General features: G+C 63.9%; 22 protein-coding genes and 1 pseudogene. 13 read left to right on the top strand and 10 right to left on the bottom strand.

Translation table 11 applies throughout. The features are described 5' to 3' along the window. The 6 genes and pseudogenes from SO156_RS36540 to SO156_RS36515 all read left to right on the top strand — a co-directional run. Positions 1-276, top strand: a pseudogene (locus tag SO156_RS36540) (MFS transporter); the annotation flags it as partial. 25 nt (positions 277-301) lie between these two features. Further along, complete coding sequence (crcB, locus tag SO156_RS36535) at positions 302-691, top strand: fluoride efflux transporter CrcB (RefSeq protein WP_458150531.1); 390 nt, start codon at positions 302-304, stop codon at positions 689-691. A gap of 5 nt (positions 692-696) precedes the next feature. After that, positions 697-1125, top strand: coding sequence for a fluoride efflux transporter CrcB (gene crcB, locus SO156_RS36530; RefSeq protein WP_498538161.1), 429 nt, complete (start codon positions 697-699; stop codon positions 1123-1125). Between the two features lie 2 nt (positions 1126-1127). Then, entirely contained in the window at positions 1128-1469 is a 342-nt protein-coding gene (locus tag SO156_RS36525; RefSeq protein ID WP_458150529.1) for a DUF190 domain-containing protein, read from the top strand. 39 nt (positions 1470-1508) lie between these two features. Then, a complete protein-coding gene (clpS, locus tag SO156_RS36520) occupies positions 1509-1814 on the top strand; it encodes an ATP-dependent Clp protease adapter ClpS (protein WP_498538160.1) in 306 nt (101 codons plus the stop codon). 508 nt (positions 1815-2322) lie between these two features. Continuing rightward, complete coding sequence (locus SO156_RS36515; protein WP_498538159.1) at positions 2323-3801, top strand: FAD-dependent monooxygenase; 1479 nt, start codon at positions 2323-2325, stop codon at positions 3799-3801. 80 nt (positions 3802-3881) lie between these two features. On the opposite strand, the gene SO156_RS36510 is transcribed toward SO156_RS36515, so the two are convergent. The 5 genes from SO156_RS36510 to fabI all read right to left on the bottom strand — a co-directional run bounded on the left by SO156_RS36510 (position 3882) and on the right by fabI (position 9525). Beyond that, positions 3882-5063: a radical SAM protein gene (locus SO156_RS36510; protein WP_498538158.1), complete on the bottom strand. Its 1182-nt coding sequence runs from the start codon at positions 5061-5063 to the stop codon at positions 3882-3884. A 444-nt stretch (positions 5064-5507) separates the two neighbouring features. Then, entirely contained in the window at positions 5508-6704 is a 1197-nt protein-coding gene (locus tag SO156_RS36505; protein WP_498538157.1) for an adenylate/guanylate cyclase domain-containing protein, read from the bottom strand. A 64-nt stretch (positions 6705-6768) separates the two neighbouring features. Further along, positions 6769-7857: a chorismate synthase gene (gene aroC / locus SO156_RS36500; RefSeq protein ID WP_498538156.1), complete on the bottom strand. Its 1089-nt coding sequence runs from the start codon at positions 7855-7857 to the stop codon at positions 6769-6771. A gap of 177 nt (positions 7858-8034) precedes the next feature. Next, complete coding sequence (locus tag SO156_RS36495) at positions 8035-8634, bottom strand: histidine phosphatase family protein (protein WP_458150523.1); 600 nt, start codon at positions 8632-8634, stop codon at positions 8035-8037. 75 nt (positions 8635-8709) lie between these two features. Further along, positions 8710-9525: an enoyl-ACP reductase FabI gene (gene fabI, locus SO156_RS36490; protein WP_498538155.1), complete on the bottom strand. Its 816-nt coding sequence runs from the start codon at positions 9523-9525 to the stop codon at positions 8710-8712. A 173-nt stretch (positions 9526-9698) separates the two neighbouring features. Here fabI and SO156_RS36485 point away from each other — a divergent pair, with 173 nt between their 5' ends. Continuing rightward, complete coding sequence (locus SO156_RS36485) at positions 9699-10187, top strand: sigma-70 family RNA polymerase sigma factor (protein ID WP_449378652.1); 489 nt, start codon at positions 9699-9701, stop codon at positions 10185-10187. Between the two features lie 112 nt (positions 10188-10299). Further along, a complete protein-coding gene (locus SO156_RS36480; protein WP_458150521.1) occupies positions 10300-11070 on the top strand; it encodes an anti-sigma factor family protein in 771 nt (256 codons plus the stop codon). A gap of 343 nt (positions 11071-11413) precedes the next feature. Here the strand turns inward: SO156_RS36480 and SO156_RS36475 are convergent, their stop codons facing one another. Continuing rightward, positions 11414-12367, bottom strand: coding sequence for a DnaJ C-terminal domain-containing protein (locus tag SO156_RS36475; protein WP_458150520.1), 954 nt, complete (start codon positions 12365-12367; stop codon positions 11414-11416). 112 nt (positions 12368-12479) lie between these two features. Further along, on the bottom strand, positions 12480-12890 hold the full coding sequence (locus SO156_RS36470) for an RT0821/Lpp0805 family surface protein (RefSeq protein ID WP_458150519.1): 411 nt from the start codon (positions 12888-12890) through the stop codon (positions 12480-12482). Positions 12891-13003: 113 nt separating this feature from the next. On the opposite strand from SO156_RS36470, the gene pdxH reads away from it, so the two are divergent. Genes pdxH through SO156_RS36455 form a run of 3 tightly spaced genes read left to right on the top strand, consistent with a single transcriptional unit; the run spans position 13004 to position 15209 of the window. Beyond that, the gene (gene pdxH / locus SO156_RS36465; RefSeq protein WP_498538154.1) at positions 13004-13645 is read left to right on the top strand and encodes a pyridoxamine 5'-phosphate oxidase; all 642 of its coding nucleotides are present in this window, start codon (positions 13004-13006) and stop codon (positions 13643-13645) included. Positions 13646-13659: 14 nt separating this feature from the next. After that, positions 13660-14412, top strand: a complete 753-nt coding sequence (locus SO156_RS36460) for an SDR family NAD(P)-dependent oxidoreductase (protein ID WP_458150517.1) — start codon at positions 13660-13662, stop codon at positions 14410-14412. Between the two features lie 26 nt (positions 14413-14438). After that, entirely contained in the window at positions 14439-15209 is a 771-nt protein-coding gene (locus SO156_RS36455) for a class I SAM-dependent methyltransferase (protein ID WP_458150516.1), read from the top strand. 122 nt (positions 15210-15331) lie between these two features. Here the strand turns inward: SO156_RS36455 and SO156_RS36450 are convergent, their stop codons facing one another. Both SO156_RS36450 and SO156_RS36445 read right to left on the bottom strand, forming a co-directional pair. After that, entirely contained in the window at positions 15332-15550 is a 219-nt protein-coding gene (locus SO156_RS36450) for a hypothetical protein (RefSeq protein WP_498538153.1), read from the bottom strand. A gap of 188 nt (positions 15551-15738) precedes the next feature. Continuing rightward, positions 15739-16716 carry a magnesium transporter CorA family protein gene (locus SO156_RS36445; RefSeq protein ID WP_458150514.1) on the bottom strand — a complete coding sequence of 326 codons (978 nt, stop codon included), beginning with the start codon at positions 16714-16716 and terminating at the stop codon, positions 15739-15741. 344 nt (positions 16717-17060) lie between these two features. Here SO156_RS36445 and SO156_RS36440 point away from each other — a divergent pair, with 344 nt between their 5' ends. Continuing rightward, positions 17061-17744 carry a L,D-transpeptidase gene (locus SO156_RS36440; RefSeq protein ID WP_498538152.1) on the top strand — a complete coding sequence of 228 codons (684 nt, stop codon included), beginning with the start codon at positions 17061-17063 and terminating at the stop codon, positions 17742-17744. A gap of 34 nt (positions 17745-17778) precedes the next feature. Here the strand turns inward: SO156_RS36440 and SO156_RS36435 are convergent, their stop codons facing one another. After that, positions 17779-18873, bottom strand: a complete 1095-nt coding sequence (locus SO156_RS36435; protein WP_498538151.1) for an extensin family protein — start codon at positions 18871-18873, stop codon at positions 17779-17781. 64 nt (positions 18874-18937) lie between these two features. Here SO156_RS36435 and SO156_RS36430 point away from each other — a divergent pair, with 64 nt between their 5' ends. Further along, positions 18938-20566: a fatty-acid--CoA ligase gene (locus SO156_RS36430; protein ID WP_498538150.1), complete on the top strand. Its 1629-nt coding sequence runs from the start codon at positions 18938-18940 to the stop codon at positions 20564-20566. Positions 20567-20747: the final 181 nt, after the last annotated feature.

Here is a 20747-nt window from a genome sequence, read left to right as displayed (position 1 = left end):
GGCGTCGTGCTGTGGGGCCTGCACATGGGACTGACGCAGGGGTTGTTCGCGGCGCTCGTCACCGATACCGCGCCGTCAAGCTTACGCGGCACCGCATTCGGCTACTTCAATCTGTTCACGGGGCTGGCGACGCTGGCGGCCAGCATACTCGCGGGCGCGCTATGGGACGTCTATGGGCCGGCCGGCACCTTCCTCGCCGGGCTCGGCTTTGCGCTGATCTCGCTTGCGGGACTGCTTGCGATCGGGCTGAGCTTCGCGAGACCGGCGGGGCATTGATGGAAAAACTGGGGGATCATTCGACGTGGTAAGCGGTGTTCTTGCAATCGTAATCGGCAGCGTGCTCGGCGGCTGCGCGCGCTATTTCCTATCCGGCGCGATCGCGCGGCGCTTCGGCGAGACGTTTCCCTGGGGCACCATGACCATCAACGTCACCGGCGCTTTCCTGATCGGCATTTTCGGTGCGCTGGCGACCCATCCGGGCTCGATCTTCGCCGCGCCGACGCCATGGCTGTTCGCGGTGACCGGCTTCCTCGGCTGCTACACCACCGTGTCCTCTTTCAGCCTCCAGACCCTGACCCTCGCGCGCAACGGCGAGCAGCTTCACGCGCTCGGCAACATCGTGTTCTCGGTCGGCCTGTGCCTCACCGCGGTGACCTGCGGCTTCCTGCTTGCTGACAGGCTCGGAGGCTAGAGGCGATGACCACCCTCACCTCCAAGGACCGCTGGCGCACTGCGCTGCTTTATACCTGGGTCGCGGCCGGCAGCATCATCGGCGGGCTGGCGCGCTGGCTCGTCGGACTCTTGCTCGACACCGGTCCCGGCTTTCCCTTCGCGACTCTGTTCATCAACGCCACGGGATCCCTCATCATCGGCTTCTATGCGACGCTCACCGGCCCCGACGGTCGCGTGCTGGCGCGGCCCGAGCACCGGCAGTTCGTCATGACCGGCTTTTGCGGCGGCTACACCACCTTCTCGACCTTTAGCCTCGAGACCTTCCGCCTGTTCCATGGCGGCATGAAATACACCGCGCTGGCCTATGTCGCCGCCTCCCTGATCTGCTGGCTGGCGTCGGTGTGGCTCGGTCATATGATGGCGAGCCGCTACAACCGCTTGAAAAGGAGCTGATCATGCAGATTCCCCGTCAGGCCGTCCTGCTCCGCATCTTCATCGGCGAGAACGACCATTTCGACGGCAAGCCGCTCTATGAAGCGATCGTGATCAGCGCGCGCGAGCGCCACCTTGCCGGCGCCACCGTGCTGCGCGGGCCGATGGGTTTTGGCAAATCGAGCCGGCTGCACACCTCGAAAATCCTGCGGCTGTCGGAGGACTTGCCGCTGGTGATCGAGATCGTCGACAGCGAGGACAACATCAACGCATTCCTGCCCATCCTGGATGGCATGATGTCGAGCGGGTTGGTCACCTTGGAGAAGGTGCAGGTCCTGCAATATGGTGCGAAGGCCGCGCCTTAAGCGCCGCGGCTGGAACCCGAGGCGTGTTTCGGAGGCGGAATGAACGACACCGTCACCAAGCCTAAGCCCAAGACGAAGACCAAGGTCGAGCGGCCGCGGCTGCACAAGGTGGTCCTGCTCAACGACGATTTCACGCCGCGCGATTTCGTCACCCTGGTGCTGAAGGCCGAATTTCGCATGACGGCCGATCAGGCCTACAAGGTCATGATCACCGCGCACAAGCTCGGGGCCTGCGTCGTCGCCGTCTTCACCAAGGACGTCGCCGAGACCAAGGCGACGCGCGCCACCGACGCCGGTCGCGCCAAGGGCTACCCGCTATTGTTCACGACCGAGCCTGAGGAATAGAGCGTGCCAGTCTGCCGCACGCGTTTGCGTCGATGGCCGGGCTGGACGGCATGGCCTTTGACCAGTTCACCCATATCGGACGCTTCTGGAGCGCGTTGATCGCCGCACTGGTGCACTCGCGAGCCAGTTCATCCAGAACCTGATCTATTTCGTCTTCATCTTCATCTTCAGCTTCGCCATGTTGCGGCTATGGATCACCCTGACGATCCTGACGCACGGCTTGACGCAGTCGTATATCCATAGGGATCGCAGTTAGTTGCAGAGCCCAGTTGAAGCTGCGCGATAATCTGAAGCGCACCGATTAGCGCCCGGACCCAGGCCTGACGGCCGAGGGACAGAAAGACGCTACGATAAACTGATCTGGTGAAATTCCGCTCTGTCGCGGACGGACGGAGGACGGCAACACTGTTACCTCCCACTTAAATATGTAGCGCGCAAGGGGCTTGCTTCAAGACCCCGACCATCCCGTAGAACCGCCGGCCCAAGCCAGAACCTACGGGAGCGCGGAATGACTGAATTGCTGTCGACCAGGCATGCGGTGGTGATCGTCGGAGCAGGTCCGACGGGATTGATGCTGGCAGGCGAGCTGGCGCTGGCGGGCATCGACGTCGCGATCGTCGAGCGGCGTGTCAACCAGGACCTCATTGGCTCGCGCGCGGGCGGACTGCATGCGCGCACCATCGAGGTGCTCGATCAACGTGGACTGGCCGACCGGTTCCTTGCACAGGGTCAGGTGGCGCAGGTCGCGGGCTTCGCCTGGATCCGTCTCGACATCAGCGACTTTCCCACCCGGCACCCCTATGGGCTCGCGCTGCGGCAGAACCAGATCGAGCGCATCCTCGCCAGCTGGGTCGATGAATTGGGAGTGGCGATCTATCGTGGGCGCGAGGTAACCGGTATCGCGCAAGACGAGACCGGCGTCGACATCGCACTTGCCGATGGCCATTCGCTGCGGGCGGACTATCTCGTCGGGTGCGACGGCGGACGCAGCTCAGTCCGGAAAGGTGCCAATATCGACTTCCCCGGCTGGGATCCGACGATCAGTTGCCTGCTCGCCGAGATCGAGACGGCCAAGGAGCCGCAATGGGGTCTTCGCCGCGATGACAGCGGCATCCATGCCTTCTCTCGCCTCGAGAACGGCCCGGTACGCGTCATGGTAACCGAACGGCACACGCGGCACACCGTCGAGCCCACGCTGCGCGATCTCAGCGAGGCGCTCATCGCCGTCTATGGAACCGATTACGGGATCCACAGCCCCACCTCGATCTCCAGATTCACGGACATGACGCGGCAGGCAGCGTCCTACCGGAGCGGACGAGTCCTGCTGGCCGGCGACGCTGCACATTTGCATCCGCCGATGGGGGGACAGGGCCTCCAGATCGGCGTGCAAGACGCGGTGAATCTGGGATGGAAAGTTGCGCAGGTGGTGAAGGGCACCTCGCCGGAAACGCTCCTCGATACCTACCATTCCGAGCGCCACCCGGTCGCCGCGCGCGTCCTGCGCAACACGATGGCGCAGACCGCGCTGCTTCGATATGACGACCGCGTCGAGGCCTTGCGCGAGGTCGTATCCGAGCTGCTCGGTATGGACGAGCCGCGCAAGCGGGTCGCGGCGATGATGTCGGGTCTCGACATTCGCTACGATCTCGGCGCGGGACATCCGCTGCTCGGACGCCGCATGCCCGATCTCGATCTCGTCACAGCGAACGGCTCGCTGCGAGTCTTCAGTCTTCTGCACGATGCACGACCGGTCCTGCTCAACTTTGGTGAGCCCGTCGGCCTCGACATCGCGCCGTGGCAGGATCGAGTTCAGATGATCGATGCAAGGTGCGCCGCGACTTGGGAGCTTCCGGTGATCGGCGCAGTAGCGGCGCCCGACGTCACGCTGGTTCGGCCCGACGGACATGTGGCGTGGGTAGGCGACCGGACGCGGTCGGGGCTCGCCGACGCGCTCAGCACATGGTTTGGACCGCCCGTTGCGACCTAGCGTGGGCTTCCGTGTCCCAAAGCGCGATGACCAGAGGCCTGAGGCATTTCCAACTTTGCTCCCACGGCTCGCGCGGTCCGCTAGGCGCCAGCCAACGTATCGGGCAGATTGACGCGCTCGCCGCCTGGCTTGCTGACATAGAGATGGCTCGCCAGCACGGACTGCATGGTCTCGAACATCGAATAGAGATCGTCGCAATAGACCGACGGATTGTCGTAGCCGTTCCTTTTGGAGAAACGATGCGGAAGGTAGCCTCCCCCGCAGGCATTCATGAACTTGCACTGGCGACATTTCGCGCAAAGATTGATTGAAGCATCGCGCGCGGCCTTCCAGCGAGGCTCGTTCCTGACCTCGTCGATCGCATGATCGAAGATGTTGAACTTGGTGTTCGTGAAGCCGTCGCCCGCAATCCGCAGCACATCGTGGGCCTCCACGGTGCCATCCGTCATGACGGTGCAAAGTTCGACGGGTTTGTGGCCCACGCCCTCGGTCGGTGAATCGTTGCCAAGCAGGGCCGTGATCATGTCGGAAATGATACGGATATTGGTCGTCGGCGCCTCGCGATTCGATTTCAGCCACAGGTCGAACAGACCCTCGTAGAATGCGGCAATGGATGGCGGCTTCTCGTCCACCGTCGCGTCCGGGATCATGATGTCGTAGCTGGAGATTCCGCACGCGGCGAAAAAATCGGCGTATTGCTGCGGCGCGTAAGCGGGATTGCAGACTGCCAGGGCAATGACGCCAATGTCGCGCGATACCAGCATGCGCGCGGCACGCTCTACGCCGGCATGGGTGCCCGTACCCTGAAACGTCCTGCGATGGAGGTCGTGAATATGTGCCGGCCCGTCCAGGCTGATCGCAACCGAAATGTTGCGGGCCTCGAAGCAGGCGAGCCATTCGTCATCGATCAACACGCCGTTGGTCGTGACCGCAATGGGTATGTCGCAGCCAGTCCGTGATGAAATGCCTTCGCAGGCCTCGGCAAAGCGGTGGAAGTTCTCGGCGCCCCACAGCAACGGCTCACCGCCGTGCAGAATGATGGGAAAATCGCCGAGGGAGTATCTGACGACGTGCTCCTCGATGCGTTGCAGCAACTTTTGCTGCACATCAGGGCTCATCAGCTTGGGCTTGCTATAAACGGATGCGTCGCGGAACCAGTAACAATAGGAGCAGTCGATGTTACATCGCGTTGCGACCTTGACCAGCAACTGCGTGATCGGCTGATCCTCGAAGGCGGTTAAATCTGAACCGTCAGCCGACATGCCGACACCGAGACGGGGTTGAAGGACCTACCTAGTATCCTCGAACAAATCCCCCTCGGCGAAACGCGCCCACGCCGGGAGCGTATCCCCCTCTGCGAAAGGCGCCAGCATTCGGCCCTTTGGCAAAAGCCCCTCGTCGGAAAGCGGCCTGAGTCACTACGGGGTCGCCGGCGACAACGCCTTGTTCCGCACCCTGCCCACGCAGATCGTTCAGCAATGCGTCGATACCCTGATGGTCGCTCTGAATTGTTGCGCCTGGGCCATGCAGCTGTATGAGGCTCGCCAAGACCTTCAGCGTCGTAATCGGCATGGTGATGCTCCTGTTTTCGCGACGCAATGCAGGATCGAACGAAAGGCCGGTGTGTCGTACCGGCTGAGCAATGACGAATAGTATACCCTTTCCATTGTAGCGGCAATGTGTCGGGCCCAGTCCGCAGGACACGCCTACGCCATCACCACCGGCGCTTCGTCAGCGAGCCCATACACAAGCTGCGCCTTGGAGAACCCCGCGATCGGAAATTCGCCAAGCTCGTTCCACGCGGCGCCGCAGGCGCGGACGAAATTCTCGGAGGCCACCACCGTCCGCCCCACGCGGCCGGCGATCTTCTCCAGCCGCGCCGCGAGATTCACGGCGGGGCCGATGCAGGTGAAGTCGAGACGGTTGCCGCCGCCGATATTGCCGTAGAGGATGTTGCCGACATGCAGCGCGACGCCGAAGCGGAAGCGCTCGATCGCCTCGCCGACCGGAAATGCCAGCGCATCGACGCTGCAGCGGGACTCACGCGCGGCCTCGAGCACGCGCGCGCAGACGTGGTTCGCGTCGCCGATGTATTCGTCGATTGGAAACACCGCGAGCAGGCCGTCACCCATGAACTTCAGCACCTCGCCGCCATGGGCGCGGATCGAGGCGACCTGGCAGTCGAAATACTGGTTGAGGATCTCGACCACGGTCTCGGCCGGCAGACGGTCCGACAGCGCGGTGAAGCCGCGCAGGTCCGACAGCCAGATCACGGCCTGCATGGTGTCAGTGTGGCCACGGCGGATCTGGCCGCCCATGATGCGCTCGCCGGCGCGGTTACCGACATAGGTATCGAGCAACGTCGTGGCGGTGCGGCGCAGCGTGATGATCTCGGTGATGCGCGTCAGAGGTTTCGTCAGCGCGCGCAGCGCCGCAACCTGCGCATCGCTGAAGCCGCCGGGTTGCTTGGTGGTCAAGGTCATCGCGTGGACGGTACCGTCGAGGAAGCGCAGTGGCATCGCGACGTAGTCTGTGGCGCCCTCCTGCTTGAGATCCCCGAGAAACGGAAAGCGCTCGACGTCGCCGGGGCTGTCGGGATTGCCACGCACCTCGAGGCCCTGGTTGAAGACGAGGCTGAGCGGGCTCTTCTTGAACTCCGGCGTCTCCTGGATCTCGAAATCCACCGTGCCGACCTCAACCTCGGCAGCGCCTTGCCGCCAGATGAAATTGCGACCGAAGATTTCGGGGTGCAGCGTGCGGATGAAAACGCCGACCCGCCACAGTGGCAGGCCGGCTGCGACCATGCGCTCGCAAGCCTGTGCCATCATCTGACTCGGCATCGGCGCCGAGCGCGCGCCGTCGATCAGCCAGTCGGTGATGGCGTTGATTTCGCTTGCATCCATGGCGCCACAATTTGCGGGCGAACCTTGCGCCCCGTCAAGCCGCGCGGGCGGCTGGCGTCGGACGTTAACGTCCGACTTGCCCGCGGTTGCGCAGGAAGTGGTCGGCAAGCACGCAGGCCATCATGGCCTCGCCGACCGGAACCGCGCGGATGCCGACGCATGGATCGTGGCGGCCCTTCGTGAAGATCTCGGTGTCGGCGCCCTTGCGATCGACGGTCAGGCGCGGCTGCAGGATCGACGAGGTCGGCTTCACCGCGAAACGCACCACCACCGGCTGTCCAGTGGAGATGCCGCCGAGCACGCCGCCAGCGTGGTTGGACAAAAAGCGCGTGCCGTCATTGCCGGTGCGCATCTCGTCGGCATTCTCTTCGCCGGAGAGCTCGGCCGCGCCGAAGCCTGCGCCGATCTCGACGCCCTTCACCGCGTTGATCGTCATCATCGCGGCCGCGAGATCGGAATCGAGCTTTGCGTAGATGGGCGCGCCCAATCCTGCCGGCACGCCCTCGGCTACCACCTCGATGACGGCACCGATCGAGGAGCCGCTCTTGCGGATGCCGTCGAGATAGCTCTCGAAGAACGCCGCCTTGTCCTTGTCCGGACAGAAGAACGGATTCTTGGCGATCTCGTCCCAGTCCCATTTGGCGCGATCGATCTTGTGCGGACCGATCTGCACCAGCGCGCCGCGCACGGTCACGTCGGGCAGCACTTTTCGCGCGATGGCGCCGGCGGCGACGCGCATCGCGGTCTCGCGCGCCGAGGAGCGCCCGCCGCCGCGATAGTCGCGCAGGCCGTATTTGGCCTCGTAGGTGAAGTCGGCGTGGCCGGGGCGAAACTTGTCCTTGATCTCGGAATAGTCCTTCGAGCGCTGGTCGGTGTTCTCGATCAGAAGTCCGATCGGCGTCCCCGTGGTCACCTGTTCGCCGGTCTCCGGATGCGCCATCACGCCGGAGAGGATTTTCACCTGGTCCGGCTCCTGGCGCTGGGTCGTGAAGCGCGACTGGCCGGGCCGGCGGCGATCAAGGTCGCGCTGGATGTCGGCCTCGACGAGCGGGATGAGCGGCGGACAGCCGTCGACCACGCAGCCGATCGCCACCCCATGGCTCTCGCCGAAGGTGGTGACACGGAACATATGGCCGAAGGTGTTGAAGGACATCGCTGCTCGCTGGATCGGTTCCGGCGAGTGGTAACGCGCCCTCGAAGGAGGGTCAAATGGCGCCTCGCGACCGCGCCGCGGGGCGGTCACAACCCGCCCATTGGCTACTTTGCATGGGGTTGTTTTGCGGCTTTTTTGCCGGAACCCGAAATGCCCGCCGGGGGTGGGTATCCCAGGTTAACCATGCTTCTCGAGGCGGCCGTCTCGGAACACGTAAACGACGCCCTGCTCGACATAGAGCTCGGCGGCGCTCGCGGGCGTCTCCAGCCCGAGCGTCACCATCAGGGCACGCGCGGTGCCGCCATGGGCGACTGCGACCGTGTCGGTCCGGAGCTGGTCGTACCATTCGCGCATGCGGGCCTGGACGTCGGCATAGGTCTCGCCGTTCGAGGGCGCCACCGTCCACTTGTCGACCAGGCGCCGCGCGTAGACGTCCGGATCGGCAGCCTCGCTCTCCGGCAGCGTCAGTCCCTCCCAGGCGCCGTAGCCGATCTCGCGCAGGCGGTCGTCGAGCGAATAGTCGGCAACCGGCAGGCCGAGCTTGCCGCGCGCGAGCTCCATGGTCATGCGCGCGCGCCCGAGCGGGCTCGAGACATAGGGCAGCAAAGCCTTGTCGCGACCCTCGCGCGCAAAGAGATCGGCGAGGATGCCGGCGGCCTGCACGGCCTGGCGACGGCCGCGCGCGTTCAGGGGAATGTCCTGTGTGCCTTGAAGGCGCCCGAGCGCGTTCCACTCGGTTTCGCCGTGGCGAAGGTAGTAGATCGTGGGCGCGGGCATTGTCGGGTGGCGTTAACTCTTATTTTTTGAGCATGATCTTTTCGGAAAACCGCTACACACTTTTCCGGATTATGCTCAGTCCTTCCCGCCCAGCGCCATGTCCGGCGCATCCGGCCGCTTCATGCCGAGCACGTGGTAGCCGGAATCGACGTGATGCACCTCGCCGGTGACGCCGCGCGACAGGTCGGACAGGAGATAGAGCGCACTGCCGCCGACGTCCTCGGTCGTCACGTTGCGCCGCATCGGCGCGTTGACCTCATTCCATTTCAGGATGTAGCGGAAATCGCCGATGCCGGAGGCGGCGAGCGTCTTGATCGGTCCCGCCGAGATCGCGTTGACGCGGATGTTCTTCTCGCCGAGATCGGCGGCGAGATAGCGCACGCTGGCCTCCAGCGCGGCCTTCGCCACGCCCATGACGTTGTAATGCGGCATCCACTTCTCGGCGCCGTAATAGGACAGCGTGATGATCGAGCCGCCGTCGGTCATCAGCTTCTCGGCGCGCTGCGCGATCGCGGTCAGCGAGTAGCAGGAGATCAGCATGGACTTGGTGAAGTTCTCTTGCGTGGTGTCGACATAGCGGCCGTCGAGCTGCTCGCCATAGGCGATCGCGTGCACCACGAAATCGATCTTGCCCCATTTCTCCTGCACGACCGCGAACGCCGCGTCGATGGTCGCAGCGTCCGTGACGTCGCAATGGCCGAGCACGAGGCCGCCGATCTCGGCGGCGAGCGGCTCGACCCGCTTCTTCAGCGCGTCGCCCTGATAGGTGAATGCGAGCTCGGCGCCGGCAGCGTGGCATGCCTTGGCGATGCCCCAGGCGATCGAGCGGTTGTTGGCAACGCCGAGGATCACCCCGCGCTTGCCCTGCATCAGACCCGAATTCTGCGCCATGCCTGTCATCCAATCGAGCTGGTTCTTGAGGTCTGGAGGTACACCAGCGCCTCCTTGCGGTACAGTCCTAATCCGCCGCGTTAACGCTGTTTCGGTTGCCGGAATAGCCGTTCCATTCGGGTGTTATGATCAGTGAAGGCGCTCGCGCCGAAGGTGAAGGACAATCGAGGGGCATGAGCGCGTTTCGCCAGAGTGTTGAAGCCATGATCCCGGCGCTTCGGCGCTATGCTCGTGCGCTCGCACGCGACGCCGACATCGCCGACGATCTGGTGCAGGACACGCTGGTGCGGGCGCTGCGCTCGGAGCGGCTGTTTCTCGGGGGCGACGTCAGGAGCTGGCTCTACACGATCCTGACCAACCTCAACAAGAACCGCCGTCGCTCGCTCGCGAGGCGACCGCAGTTCATGCAGCTCTCCGAGAACAATCCCGACGCCAGCGGGACGGAAGCCGAAGGGCGAGACATAGAAAAGGCGCTGGCGACGCTGGTGGAGGAGCAGCGCTCGGTACTGCTGCTAGTGATGCTGGAAGGCCTGAGCTACCGCGAAGTCGCCGACATCCAGGGCGTGCCGATCGGCACGGTGATGTCGCGCCTTGCGCGCGCCCGGGCCCACATCAAGGCGGCGCTGGACGGCGAGCGGCCGGCGCTGAGGCGGGTGAAATGATGGCAGGGTCCATACATCGGAATTTTCGCGCCCTGTGCACGCAGCGGGGACGAATGGATTTGAACGACGAACGATATTCCGGGCTGACGGGTCCGAGTCAGAGACGAGCGATATGACCGAGCGCAGGATTTCCGTGACCGAGGACGAATTGCACGCCTATGTCGACGGCGAACTGCCGGCCGAGCGCCGCGCCGACGTCGAGGCCTGGCTTGCCGCCAATCCCGAGGAAGCCGAGCGGGTCAACTCCTGGCGCGCGATGGCCGAGTTGCTGCACGCCCGCTATGACGCCGTCGCGCAGGAGCCGGTGCCGACGCGCCTGGAGCTCGAACGGCTGGAGCGCCGCCCCAAGCAATGGCTCTATGGCGCCGCGGCAGCGGCCCTGCTGGCCTTCATGGCCGGCGGCGCGGCCGGCTGGGTAGCGCACGGCGCCGCCAATACACCATCGACCTTCCAGAGCTTCACCGAGGACGCACTCGACGCCCACCGCCTCTATGTCGTCGAGGTCCGCCACCCCGTCGAGGTCCCCGGCAACGAGCGCGACCATCTCCAGGCCTGGCTGACCAAGCGCTGCGGCTGGACGGTGTTCGCGCCGAACCTCGAGGCGAGCGGGCTCAAGCTCGTCGGCGGCCGGCTGCTGCCGGGACCGAACGGCCCGGCCTCCTTCCTGATGTATGAGGGAGCCTCTGGGGAGCGGTTCACGATCTACACCGCCAAGACCAAGGCCGGCGAGACGCAGATGCGCTACACCACCATGGACAGGGACGGCGCGCTATTCTGGGCCGACCGCGGCGTCGGCTATGTCGTCAGCGGCGGTGGCGACCGCGACCGGCTCACCAAGGTGGCGCGCGCCGTCTACGACCAGGCGGAGAAGAACGGCACCTGAGCAACGCAAAGGCGCATTCGCCAAAATTCGGTCATTGAAAATTTGGAATGAAGACATCGACACGTCTCATTATCGCACCGGATGATCACGCGAAAATGAGCAGCGTTCGATCCGCCGATCGGCGCAGGCGGCCTCGATTGGGGTTTTTGGTACCGCGCTGGTCCCCCTCTCGAGGCCGCACTCTTTTCGCGGCTGCATTGCGGCAGCCGGCACGCCGGACACGATAGCGTCGAAGCGCTACCGCGCTCCATGCGTCTATTGGAGCATTACCTGCTGAAAGAATGCTCTCTGCGAGCGCATGATCCGTTTCGACAAGCGCGCCCCGCTCGTCCCGATCCATGCGTTAGCCGAGCCCACTACGCGGATTGTAGGGGTGCTGGTCCCGCCACTTCTGCATCAATGCTTCAAGCTCGGCATCGTTCCCGTCCGGCAGCATGATGCGGGTGGTGACGAAGAGGTCGCCGGTTCCGCCTGATTTCGGCAGGCCCTTGCCCTTCAGCCGGAAAGTCCGGCCGCTCGAGGTGTTTTTCGGGATCGTCAGCTCGACCGCATTGCCGAGCGTCGGCACGCGGACCTTGCCGCCGAGCACCGCTTCATAGAGCGTGACCGGCAGATCGATCCGCAAATCGGCGCCATCAACCTTGAAGAACGGGTGCGGGCCAATGGTGACGGTGATGAGCAGATCGCCCGGCGGATGGCCTGGCGCAGTCTCGCCCTGCCCCTTCAGCCGGATCTGCTGGCCACTGGTGACCCCGGCCGGAATCTTGACGTTGAGCTCCTTGCCGGTCGGCAGCCGGACGCGCTTGTCCCCGCCATTGACCGCCTCCTCAAGCGACACCGTCATGGCGACGTTGAGGTCGAGATCGACCCCGACCCCGCCGGTGTCGAACTCGAACTGGGGTCCGCCGCCACCGGCCCGCGCACCGCGCGCCGCGCCGCCGAACATGCTGTTGAGGATGTCCTCGAACGCACCTCCACCCGGACCACCTCCGCCCGAGCGGAACGAATATTCGAAGCCGCCCGGGCCAGCGCGCCCGCGCGCGCCCCCGCCGCCCGGAAAGCCCTGGAAGCGCGGCTTGCCCTCGGCGTCGATCTCACCGCGATCGAACTGCTTGCGCTTGTCCTCGTCGCCGAGAATCTCGTTCGCAGTGTTGATCTCGGCGAAGCGCTCGGCTGCCTTCGGGTCGTTCTTGTTGCTGTCGGGATGATGCTTCTTGGCGAGCTTGCGATAGGCGCTCTTGATCGCGGCAGCGTTGGCGCTCCGCGGCACCCCCAAGACCTCATAGGGGTCGCGCATCCGTCACGTCTCCCTTCACGGAAATCGATAGTGTCAAAAGGGCTCCCCGCCCCCGTCTGAGGATCATCTGGGGTGCCCGTGGCATTTTTGCAACTAGGTCGCGGAGCGAATCCTAGCTCCGCCATGGCTTTAGCGTATGAATCTCCCAACGGCCATGGCCGCTCTGGCAACCGGCGCCCTGGAGCCAACTTTCGGTCCGGCCGTTGACGTAGCTGGCCAGGAAATCCCGGCATTTCCGACCATCCTCGGCGGCGTAGGACTGCGCGATCGGAGTCACCGAGCCGCGTGCGCCGGTCTCCGGATTTTCCCAGTGCTGGCTGGCATCCTTGTCGCCCTGGCTCAGCACGTCGGAGGCAGCGTTGCGGGCGAAGGCGAGATCGCTCTCGGTCGGCGCCCGAGAGGTGATCGAGCCGGTAACGTCGCTCTCGTCCATCTTGGCGAACGGCCCCTTGGCAAGGATGCCCCCGTCATTGCGGGAGAAACTACAGCCGCCCGTGCCGAGCCCGATTAGAATCATTGTCATGACGAGGCTGCAGGGCCGGATCGCCGATAGGCCAACGCTGCCCCATGCCCTATATAGGGCAGAAGCGGACGACAACGCGTTTTGGGCCGCGGAACGCAACTCGGACTCCAGACATGACCGATACGACCTCGATGAAACACCAGACACCCTTAACATCCGGTGATTTCACCGCCGCCGACGAGCCGTTCGCGCTGTTCGAGGCCTGGCTGAACGAGGCGATCAAGAGCGAGCCGAACGATCCGAACGCCATGGCGCTCTCGACCGTCGACGCGGAGGGCCTCCCCGACGTGCGCATGGTGCTGATGAAAGGCTTCGATTCCAACGGATTCGTCTTCTACAGCCACATCGCAAGCCAGAAGGGCCGCGAACTCGCCGCAAATCCTAAGGCCGCGTTACTTTTTCACTGGAAGTCGCTGCGTCGGCAGGTGCGCATCCGCGGCAACGTGACGCCGGTGACCGACGCCGAAGCGGACGCCTATTTTGCCACCCGCCCCAAGCAGGCGCAGATCGGCACCTGGGCCAGCAAGCAGTCCGAGGCGCTGGAGAGCCGGTTCGCCTTCGAGCAGGCGATCGCGAAGTTCGCTGCCAAATACGTCATCGGCGAGGTGCCGCGGCCTCCGGGCTGGAGCGGCTGGCGCATCACGCCCTTGCGTATCGAGTTCTGGCACGACCGCCCATTCCGCTTGCATGATCGCATCGAATTTCGACGTGACGCGGCGGGCCAGCCATGGTCCAAGACGCGGATGTATCCCTGAGCCGAAAGACCTCCATGCCGCATTCGTCCAATGCGCCACGCCGCACGTTGCTCCTGACCGGGGCGAGTCGCGGCATCGGCCACGCCACCGTGATCCGCTTCTCCTCGGCGGGCTGGCGCGTCATCACCTGCTCGCGGCATCCGTTTCCGGAAGACTGCCCGTGGGACGCCGGCCCTGAGGATCACATCCAGGTCGACCTTGCCGATCCCGAGGACACGGCGCGCGCAATCAACGAAATCCGGCGCCGGCTCGAAGACGGCACGCTGCATGCGCTCGTCAACAACGCCGCAATCTCGCCGAAGGGCCCCGGCGGCTCCAGGCTGGGCTCGGTCGATACCGATCTCGACACCTGGACGCATGTCTTCCACGTCAACTTCTTCGCGCCGATCATGATGGCGCGCGGGCTGATCGAGGAGTTGAAGGCGGCGAGGGGATCGGTGGTGAACGTCACCTCGATCGCCGGCTCGCGCGTGCATCCCTTTGCGGGGGCGGCCTACGCCACCTCGAAGGCCGCGCTCGCCGCGCTGACGCGCGAGATGGCCTCCGACTTCGGCCGCGTCGGCGTGCGCGTCAACGCGATCGCGCCGGGCGAGATCGACACCTCGATCTTGTCGCCGGGCACCGAAAAGATCGTCGACCAGCAAATCCCGATGCACCGCCTCGGCACCCCCGACGAGGTTGCCAAGATCATCTACGTGTTATGCACGGAGACGTCGTCCTACGTGAACGGCGCCGAGATTCACATCAACGGCGGCCAGCACGTGTAGGTGAGGAAAGGACTGCGGGCGAAGCAATGGGTCGGTTTGCGACTACGGCGGCGCTCTACGAGAACCTGCGGCCGCCCTACCCACCGGAATTCTTTCGGAGCGTCGCGCAGAGGCTCGCCCTCACCGAGCGATCCGCGCTGATCGACCTCGGTACCGGGCCCGGATTGCTCGCGCTCGGCTTCGCGCCTTATGTCGGCCGCATTGTCGGCGTCGACCCGGAACCGGACATGCTCGATGCCGCACGGCGTGCGGCCGCGCGCGCCGGCCAGGATCTCGGGCTGATCGAGGGCAAAGCCGAGATGCTTCCCGCCGACATCGGCCTCTTCGACCTCGTGACGATCGGGCGCGCCCTGCATTGGATGGATCGTACGCCTATCCTTGCAGTGTTCGAGCGGCTGGTCGCGCAGGACGGCGCGATCGCCATCTGCGCATCGTTTTCAACCCCCGATGGCCGCAATCCGTGGCTCGACGATTACAATGCAGTGCGCCGCAACTGGTCGCCGGCAGGCCTCTGGGAGGATGCTGGCCGCGGCGAGCGAACACACCGCGACCTGCCGACCTTCTTCCGTGGCAGCGCATTCACGGTAGCGGATGTGATCAGGGTCGAGACGAGGCACGAGATCAGCGTAAGTGACCTGGCGCGGCGTGTGCTCACCTTTTCCTCGTCATCGCCCGGAGCATTGGGTGACAACGTCGAGGCGATGCTGCGCGATGTCGAGGAGCGTCTTAGGCCATTCTGCCGCGACGGTGTGATTACCGAAACGCTGCTAGCCGTGGCCGAGATCGTGAGGCGCTAAGGGCGCTGGAATTGCACGGCGATGCGGCGGGCTTCCCAGAATGATCCGTGTTTGGGGACGGAAGCAAGGCAATCCAGACAAAGCCGCCGCAAGACCCGGATTGCCTTAACCCCTCCCGTTTCTCAATCGGCACGAATCCGACGCGATGTCTCGCGCAGCCGCGGAGCGGCTGCATTGAATGCGGTCGAGCAGTCGTCGTCGTTCTCACCATCGAGCAGCGGAGCACCACAGTGCCGGCACAGCCGTGCCGACATCGACGACGCCTTGCCGTTCGCCAGGACCTGGCGATGGCTCGCCAGATCGATGACGTTGCGGGGCGTCGTTATGCGTTTTTCAACCATGGCTGTTCCTCGCGGCTTACCCGCTGCTTATCGCAGACAAGTTTCGCCCAAACGTTCAGCCCAACGCTCAAATTTTAGCTGAGGAAATGAGGCAGAGAATGTGACCCAGCTACGGTCTACGTAGCGCCACATTTCACAACGCGCGTTCACCGTCTCTCCGTGAGCGGCGTAACAGTTCGGTAGCTATCTCACAGCCACTTCTTCCACTTGAATATCCAGTACGGAACAATCGCCGCAGCGATCATCATCACCAGCGCCATCGGATAGCCGTGCGCCCATTCGAGCTCCGGCATCGCCTTGAAGTTCATGCCGTAAATCGACGCGATCAATGTCGGTGGCATCAGGACCACGGCCATCACCGAGAACAGCTTGATGATGTTGTTCTGCTCGAGATTGACGACGCCGAGCATGGCGTCGAGCACGAAGGTGATCTTGTTGGAGAGATACGAAGCGTGGTCGGTCAATGAAGCCACGTCGCGCTGCATTGTCTTGAGCTGCTCGCGCATGTCCTTGGACCATTTCACGCCCTCCACGATGGCCGAGAGGAACGTGACGACGCGGCCGATCGACACCAGGCTTTCGCGAACCTTCGAGGTCAGGTCGCCCTTGCGGCCGATCGCAATCAGAATCTGGGAATATTGCTTGGCGTGACCGTGGCGCTCGCTCTCGGGCTCGAAGATGTCGTGCGAGACTTGGTCGATGTCGGCGCCGCAGCGTTCCAGAATGTCGGCGCAGCGGTCGATCACGGCATCCAGAAGTTCCATCAGCACCATCTCGCCGGTGATGGCGGGGGTACAGGAGCGGGCCAGCTTGGCCTCGACCAGCGCGAAGGGCTTCGGCAGGTCGTAGCGTACCGTCACCAGGCGATGATCGCCGAGAATGAAGGTGACCGCCGTGGTCCGCGGCATGTCGGTATCGGAGTGGCACATCAGCGTCGCCGTCATGTAGCGCGCGCTGTTCTCGATATAGAGGCGGCTGGAGATCTCGATCTCCTGCATGTCCTCCCGGGTCGGGATCGCGATACCTGCGAGCCGTTCCACCGCCTTGTCCTCGGCGGCGGTGGGATTGAATAGGTCGATCCACACCGCGTTCTCCGGCAGCACCGCGAGATCTTCGACGACGGCCTTCTTCAGGGAGGACTCGGAGGGAACGAACACCGAAAACATGAACAACTCCAGCGGGGGACCGAAAAGGCCGATTTACGGCCCTTAGCGCGATTCTGACAGGTGCAGGATGACAATCACATTAACGAGGTGTTTGCATTTGTGGCCGGCCGGTGGCGTAACCATGGCGCGGAACCGAGAGCAGGGCATTTCTTGCCCAAAAATGACCGCAGGGCCTCAAAACTTGCGGCAAAAAAGCCACAGCTTGGGCCTTGCAGCGCGGGATAAAGCCCTAAAAGCTGGAATTGTGGCAGGTTTCAACCGATAATAGCTCCATCGGAATCGTGGAACTTGGGCGGTAAGCTCAGGGTCTGCGCATGGGTATTTGTTTCGATTGGAACCTGCCAATGTCGTCGCTGAAAGTTAAGTTGGGAATTTTGGCCGCCGGCCTGATGCTGTCGGGCTGCATGCAGGCCACGCATTACGAGGCGACCGATACCAAGGCCTTCAAGCCGAAGGACAAGGAACTCCTTGCCAAAATTCGGTATGAAAACACCCCCGTCGCCGAGCCGTTCCGGCGCGCCATCGTTGATTACCACCGCAAGGAATCGCCGGGCTCGATCGTGGTCGATTCCGACAATCATTACCTCTACTACGTGATGGATGGCGGCAAGGCGATCCGCTACGGCATTACCGTCGGCGAAGAGGCCATGGCCTGGTCGGGTATCGCCAAAGTCGGTAGCATGACCGAATGGCCGGCCTGGCATCCGACCCCGGGCGAAATTTCGCGCCTGGGCGTGCCGACCTATGTGGCGCCCGGTCCTGACAATCCGATGGGTTCCCGCGCGATGTATCTCTACTCGGGCGGCAAGGACACGCTGTTCCGCATCCACGGTACGAACCAGCCTGAATATATCGGTGCCTCGATCTCCTCGGGCTGCATCCGCCTGACCAACGAGGACGCGATCGACCTCTACAACCGCGTCAAGGTCGGCACCATCGTTGTCGTGCTCGAGCCGAAGCACGGCGACTCCCCGTACAATTCGCAGCTCGCCCTGCGTGGTGGCGGCAACAGCACTTCACAGTACTGAGCTTTCCTGAGGCTTTCGAAAAGGCGCCGGCTCGCTACCGGCGCCTTTTTGTTGCCGACTTTCGGGGCGCCTGGGCGGCGCCGGCAGGCTCGTCCGGCTGTGGCGCGCCGGACTTCGCCGCATCGCCCTGCTCCGCGCCATCCTTGGTCTCCTCCGGCTTTGCATCCGATTTGGCCGCCACCTCCCGCGGCGGGGCTTCCTCCGGCCGCTCGGCCGGCAGCAGCGGGGCGACCTGCGGCAGCGGATCCCAGACGTTCCACTGGCAGATCCGGTAGTCATTGCGGCGCTGCATCAGATCAAGATGGATGTGGTCCTCGTGATACCAGTCCGATCCCGGCCCCAACACGGTTGAAAAGCGTGCGCAGACCGAATGCAGGACGCGCTCGCGCAACTCCCGTGGCACGCTGCGGTCGGTCAGCCCGATCGACTGTCCGTTGGCAAGCTTGAACGCGCGCACGTCGAGCGCATTGGCGCGGCCATGCTCGGACAGCATGGCGCCGACGATGCGGTTGCGGCCACGGCACTCGAAGGAATCGAAATTGTCGAGATCGCTGATGGTGCTCCCGAGGTTCGCCGCAAGCGGCGCCATGTCCGAGCGAACCCAGTCGGCAATGGCCGATGCCATGCTGCATCGAAGGATCGCGGCCGGCTTGACCTGCACCTTGCGCTTGTCCGGCAGCACGATCGCCTCGAGCCGCACCAGATCCACGCCCCCGCAGCCGCCTGGGCCATGAATGTCGGGAATCGAGGGCGCAATCGCAATCTCCTCGGTCAGGGCGAGGCGGCAGGCCGAGGCTTGCTTTTCTGGCGGTGCCGCAGGTTCGGCCGGCTTGTCGGCCGCAGGTCTTCCTTCGACCGCCGGCTGCTGCGTTGCGGGCTTGGCCACTTCCTTGGGCGCATCATCCGGACGCGGTCTCGGCAAGGGAATTTTGGCCGGAATCTTGGCCGGATGAACGGTGCCGCGAGATCGCGGCCAGCCGAAGCCGAACAGGTCGAGCGGCGCGGCATATTTCCGCGCCTCGGCAGGCGCAAGCGACAACACCAGCGCGGCGGTAACCATTGCTGCGGCGGCGGACATATAGCCGCGACAAGACCATTTGCGGCAAAAGTCCGGCAGGCTAAAATTCATGACAATTATTTGGCCCAGAGCTGACAGCGATAACAAGTCCAGCCCTACTCGGAGGAACGTCGGAATGCTTGGTTTGATGCAAGATTGGCCCCTGCTCTGCCACCGGATCATCGAACATGCCGCCAGGATTCATGGCAACCAGGAGGTCGTCACACGCTCGGTCGAAGGGCCGATCCATCGCACCAACTATGCCGAAATCCACGCGCGCGCCCTGAAGGTTTCGCAGATGCTGGAGCGCGACGGCATCAAGCTCGGCGACCGCGTTGCGACCATCGCCTGGAATACCTGGCGCCACCTCGAGGTCTGGTACGGCATCATGGGCATCGGCGCCATCTGCCATACCGTCAATCCCCGCCTTTTCCCCGAGCAGATCGCCTGGATCATCAACCATGCGCAGGACCGCATCGTGATGACCGACATCACCTTCGTGCCCATCCTGGAGAAGATCGCCGACAAGCTCGGAAGCGTGGAGCGCTACGTCGTCCTCACCAACAAGGCGCATATGCCGCAGACCACGCTGAAGAACGCGGTCGCCTATGAGGAGTGGATCGCGAGGGCCGACGGCAAGTTCGCATGGAAGGATTTTGACGAGAACACGGCCGCCGCCATGTGCTACACCTCCGGCACGACGGGCGATCCCAAGGGCGTGTTGTATTCGCATCGCTCCAACGTGTTGCACGCCCTGATGGCCAACAATGTCGACGCGCTCGGCACCAGCGCCTCCGAGACAATGCTGCCGGTGGTGCCGCTGTTCCATGCCAACAGCTGGGGCATCGCCTTCTCCGCGCCTTCGCAGGGCACCAAGCTCGTAATGCCCGGCGCCAAGCTCGATGGCGCGTCGGTCTACGAGCTGCTCGAGACCGAGAAGGTGACGCACACCGCAGGCGTTCCGACCGTGTGGCTGATGCTGCTGCAACACATGACCGCCAACAATCTGAAGCTGCCGCATCTGAAGATGGTGATCTGCGGCGGCTCGGCGATGCCGCGCTCGATGATCAAGGCATTCCTCGACATGGGCTCGAGCGTGCGCCACGCCTGGGGCATGACCGAGATGAGCCCGATCGGCAGCGTATCGGCGCTGAAGCCGCCGTTTGCCAACGCGACGGGCGAGCAGCGGCTCGATGTGCTCCAAATGCAGGGCTATGCGCCGTTCGCCGTGCAGATGAAGATCACCGACGACGCCGGAAAGGAACTACCTTGGGACGGCACGACGTTCGGCCGCCTGAAGGTGTCGGGGCCCGCGGTTGCCAAGGCTTATTACCGCGTCGACGCCAACATCCTTGATGAAGAGGGCTTCTTCGACACCGGCGACGTCGCCACCATCGACCAGGACGGCTACATGCGGATCACCGACCGCTCCAAGGACGTGATCAAGTCGGGCGGCGAGTGGATTTCCTCGATCGATCTGGAAAACCTCGCGGTCGGCCACCCCGCGGTGGCGGAAGCGGCCGTAATCGGCGTCTTCCATCCCAAATGGGACGAGCGCCCGCTGCTGATCGTGCAGCTCAAGCAGGGCCAGCAGGCCACACGCGAGGACATCCTGAAGTTCATGGACGGCAAGATCGCCAAATGGTGGATGCCCGATGACGTCGCCTTTGTCGACGGCATCCCGCATACCGCGACCGGCAAAATCCTGAAAACCGCGCTGCGCGACCAGTTCAGGGATTACCGCTTCCCGAACGCGGTGGCGTAGGGGATTGCAAGAGCATCGGCGGCGGGGCCCCTACGGCATCGGCAGGGGCCGCGCCGTTTTCGAGCGCTTGCAATTGCGAGCAGCGAAAGTCCGCCTCCCGCCGGCTGAAGAACATCCGCTTGTTCGACCACCACAGGGGAGCCGGAACGGGGATAAAGGCGGGGGATAAACCGCTTCACAG

Source organism: Bradyrhizobium sp. UFLA05-125 (assembly GCF_059803515.1).
This window is presented reverse-complemented; position numbering and strand designations above follow the sequence as displayed.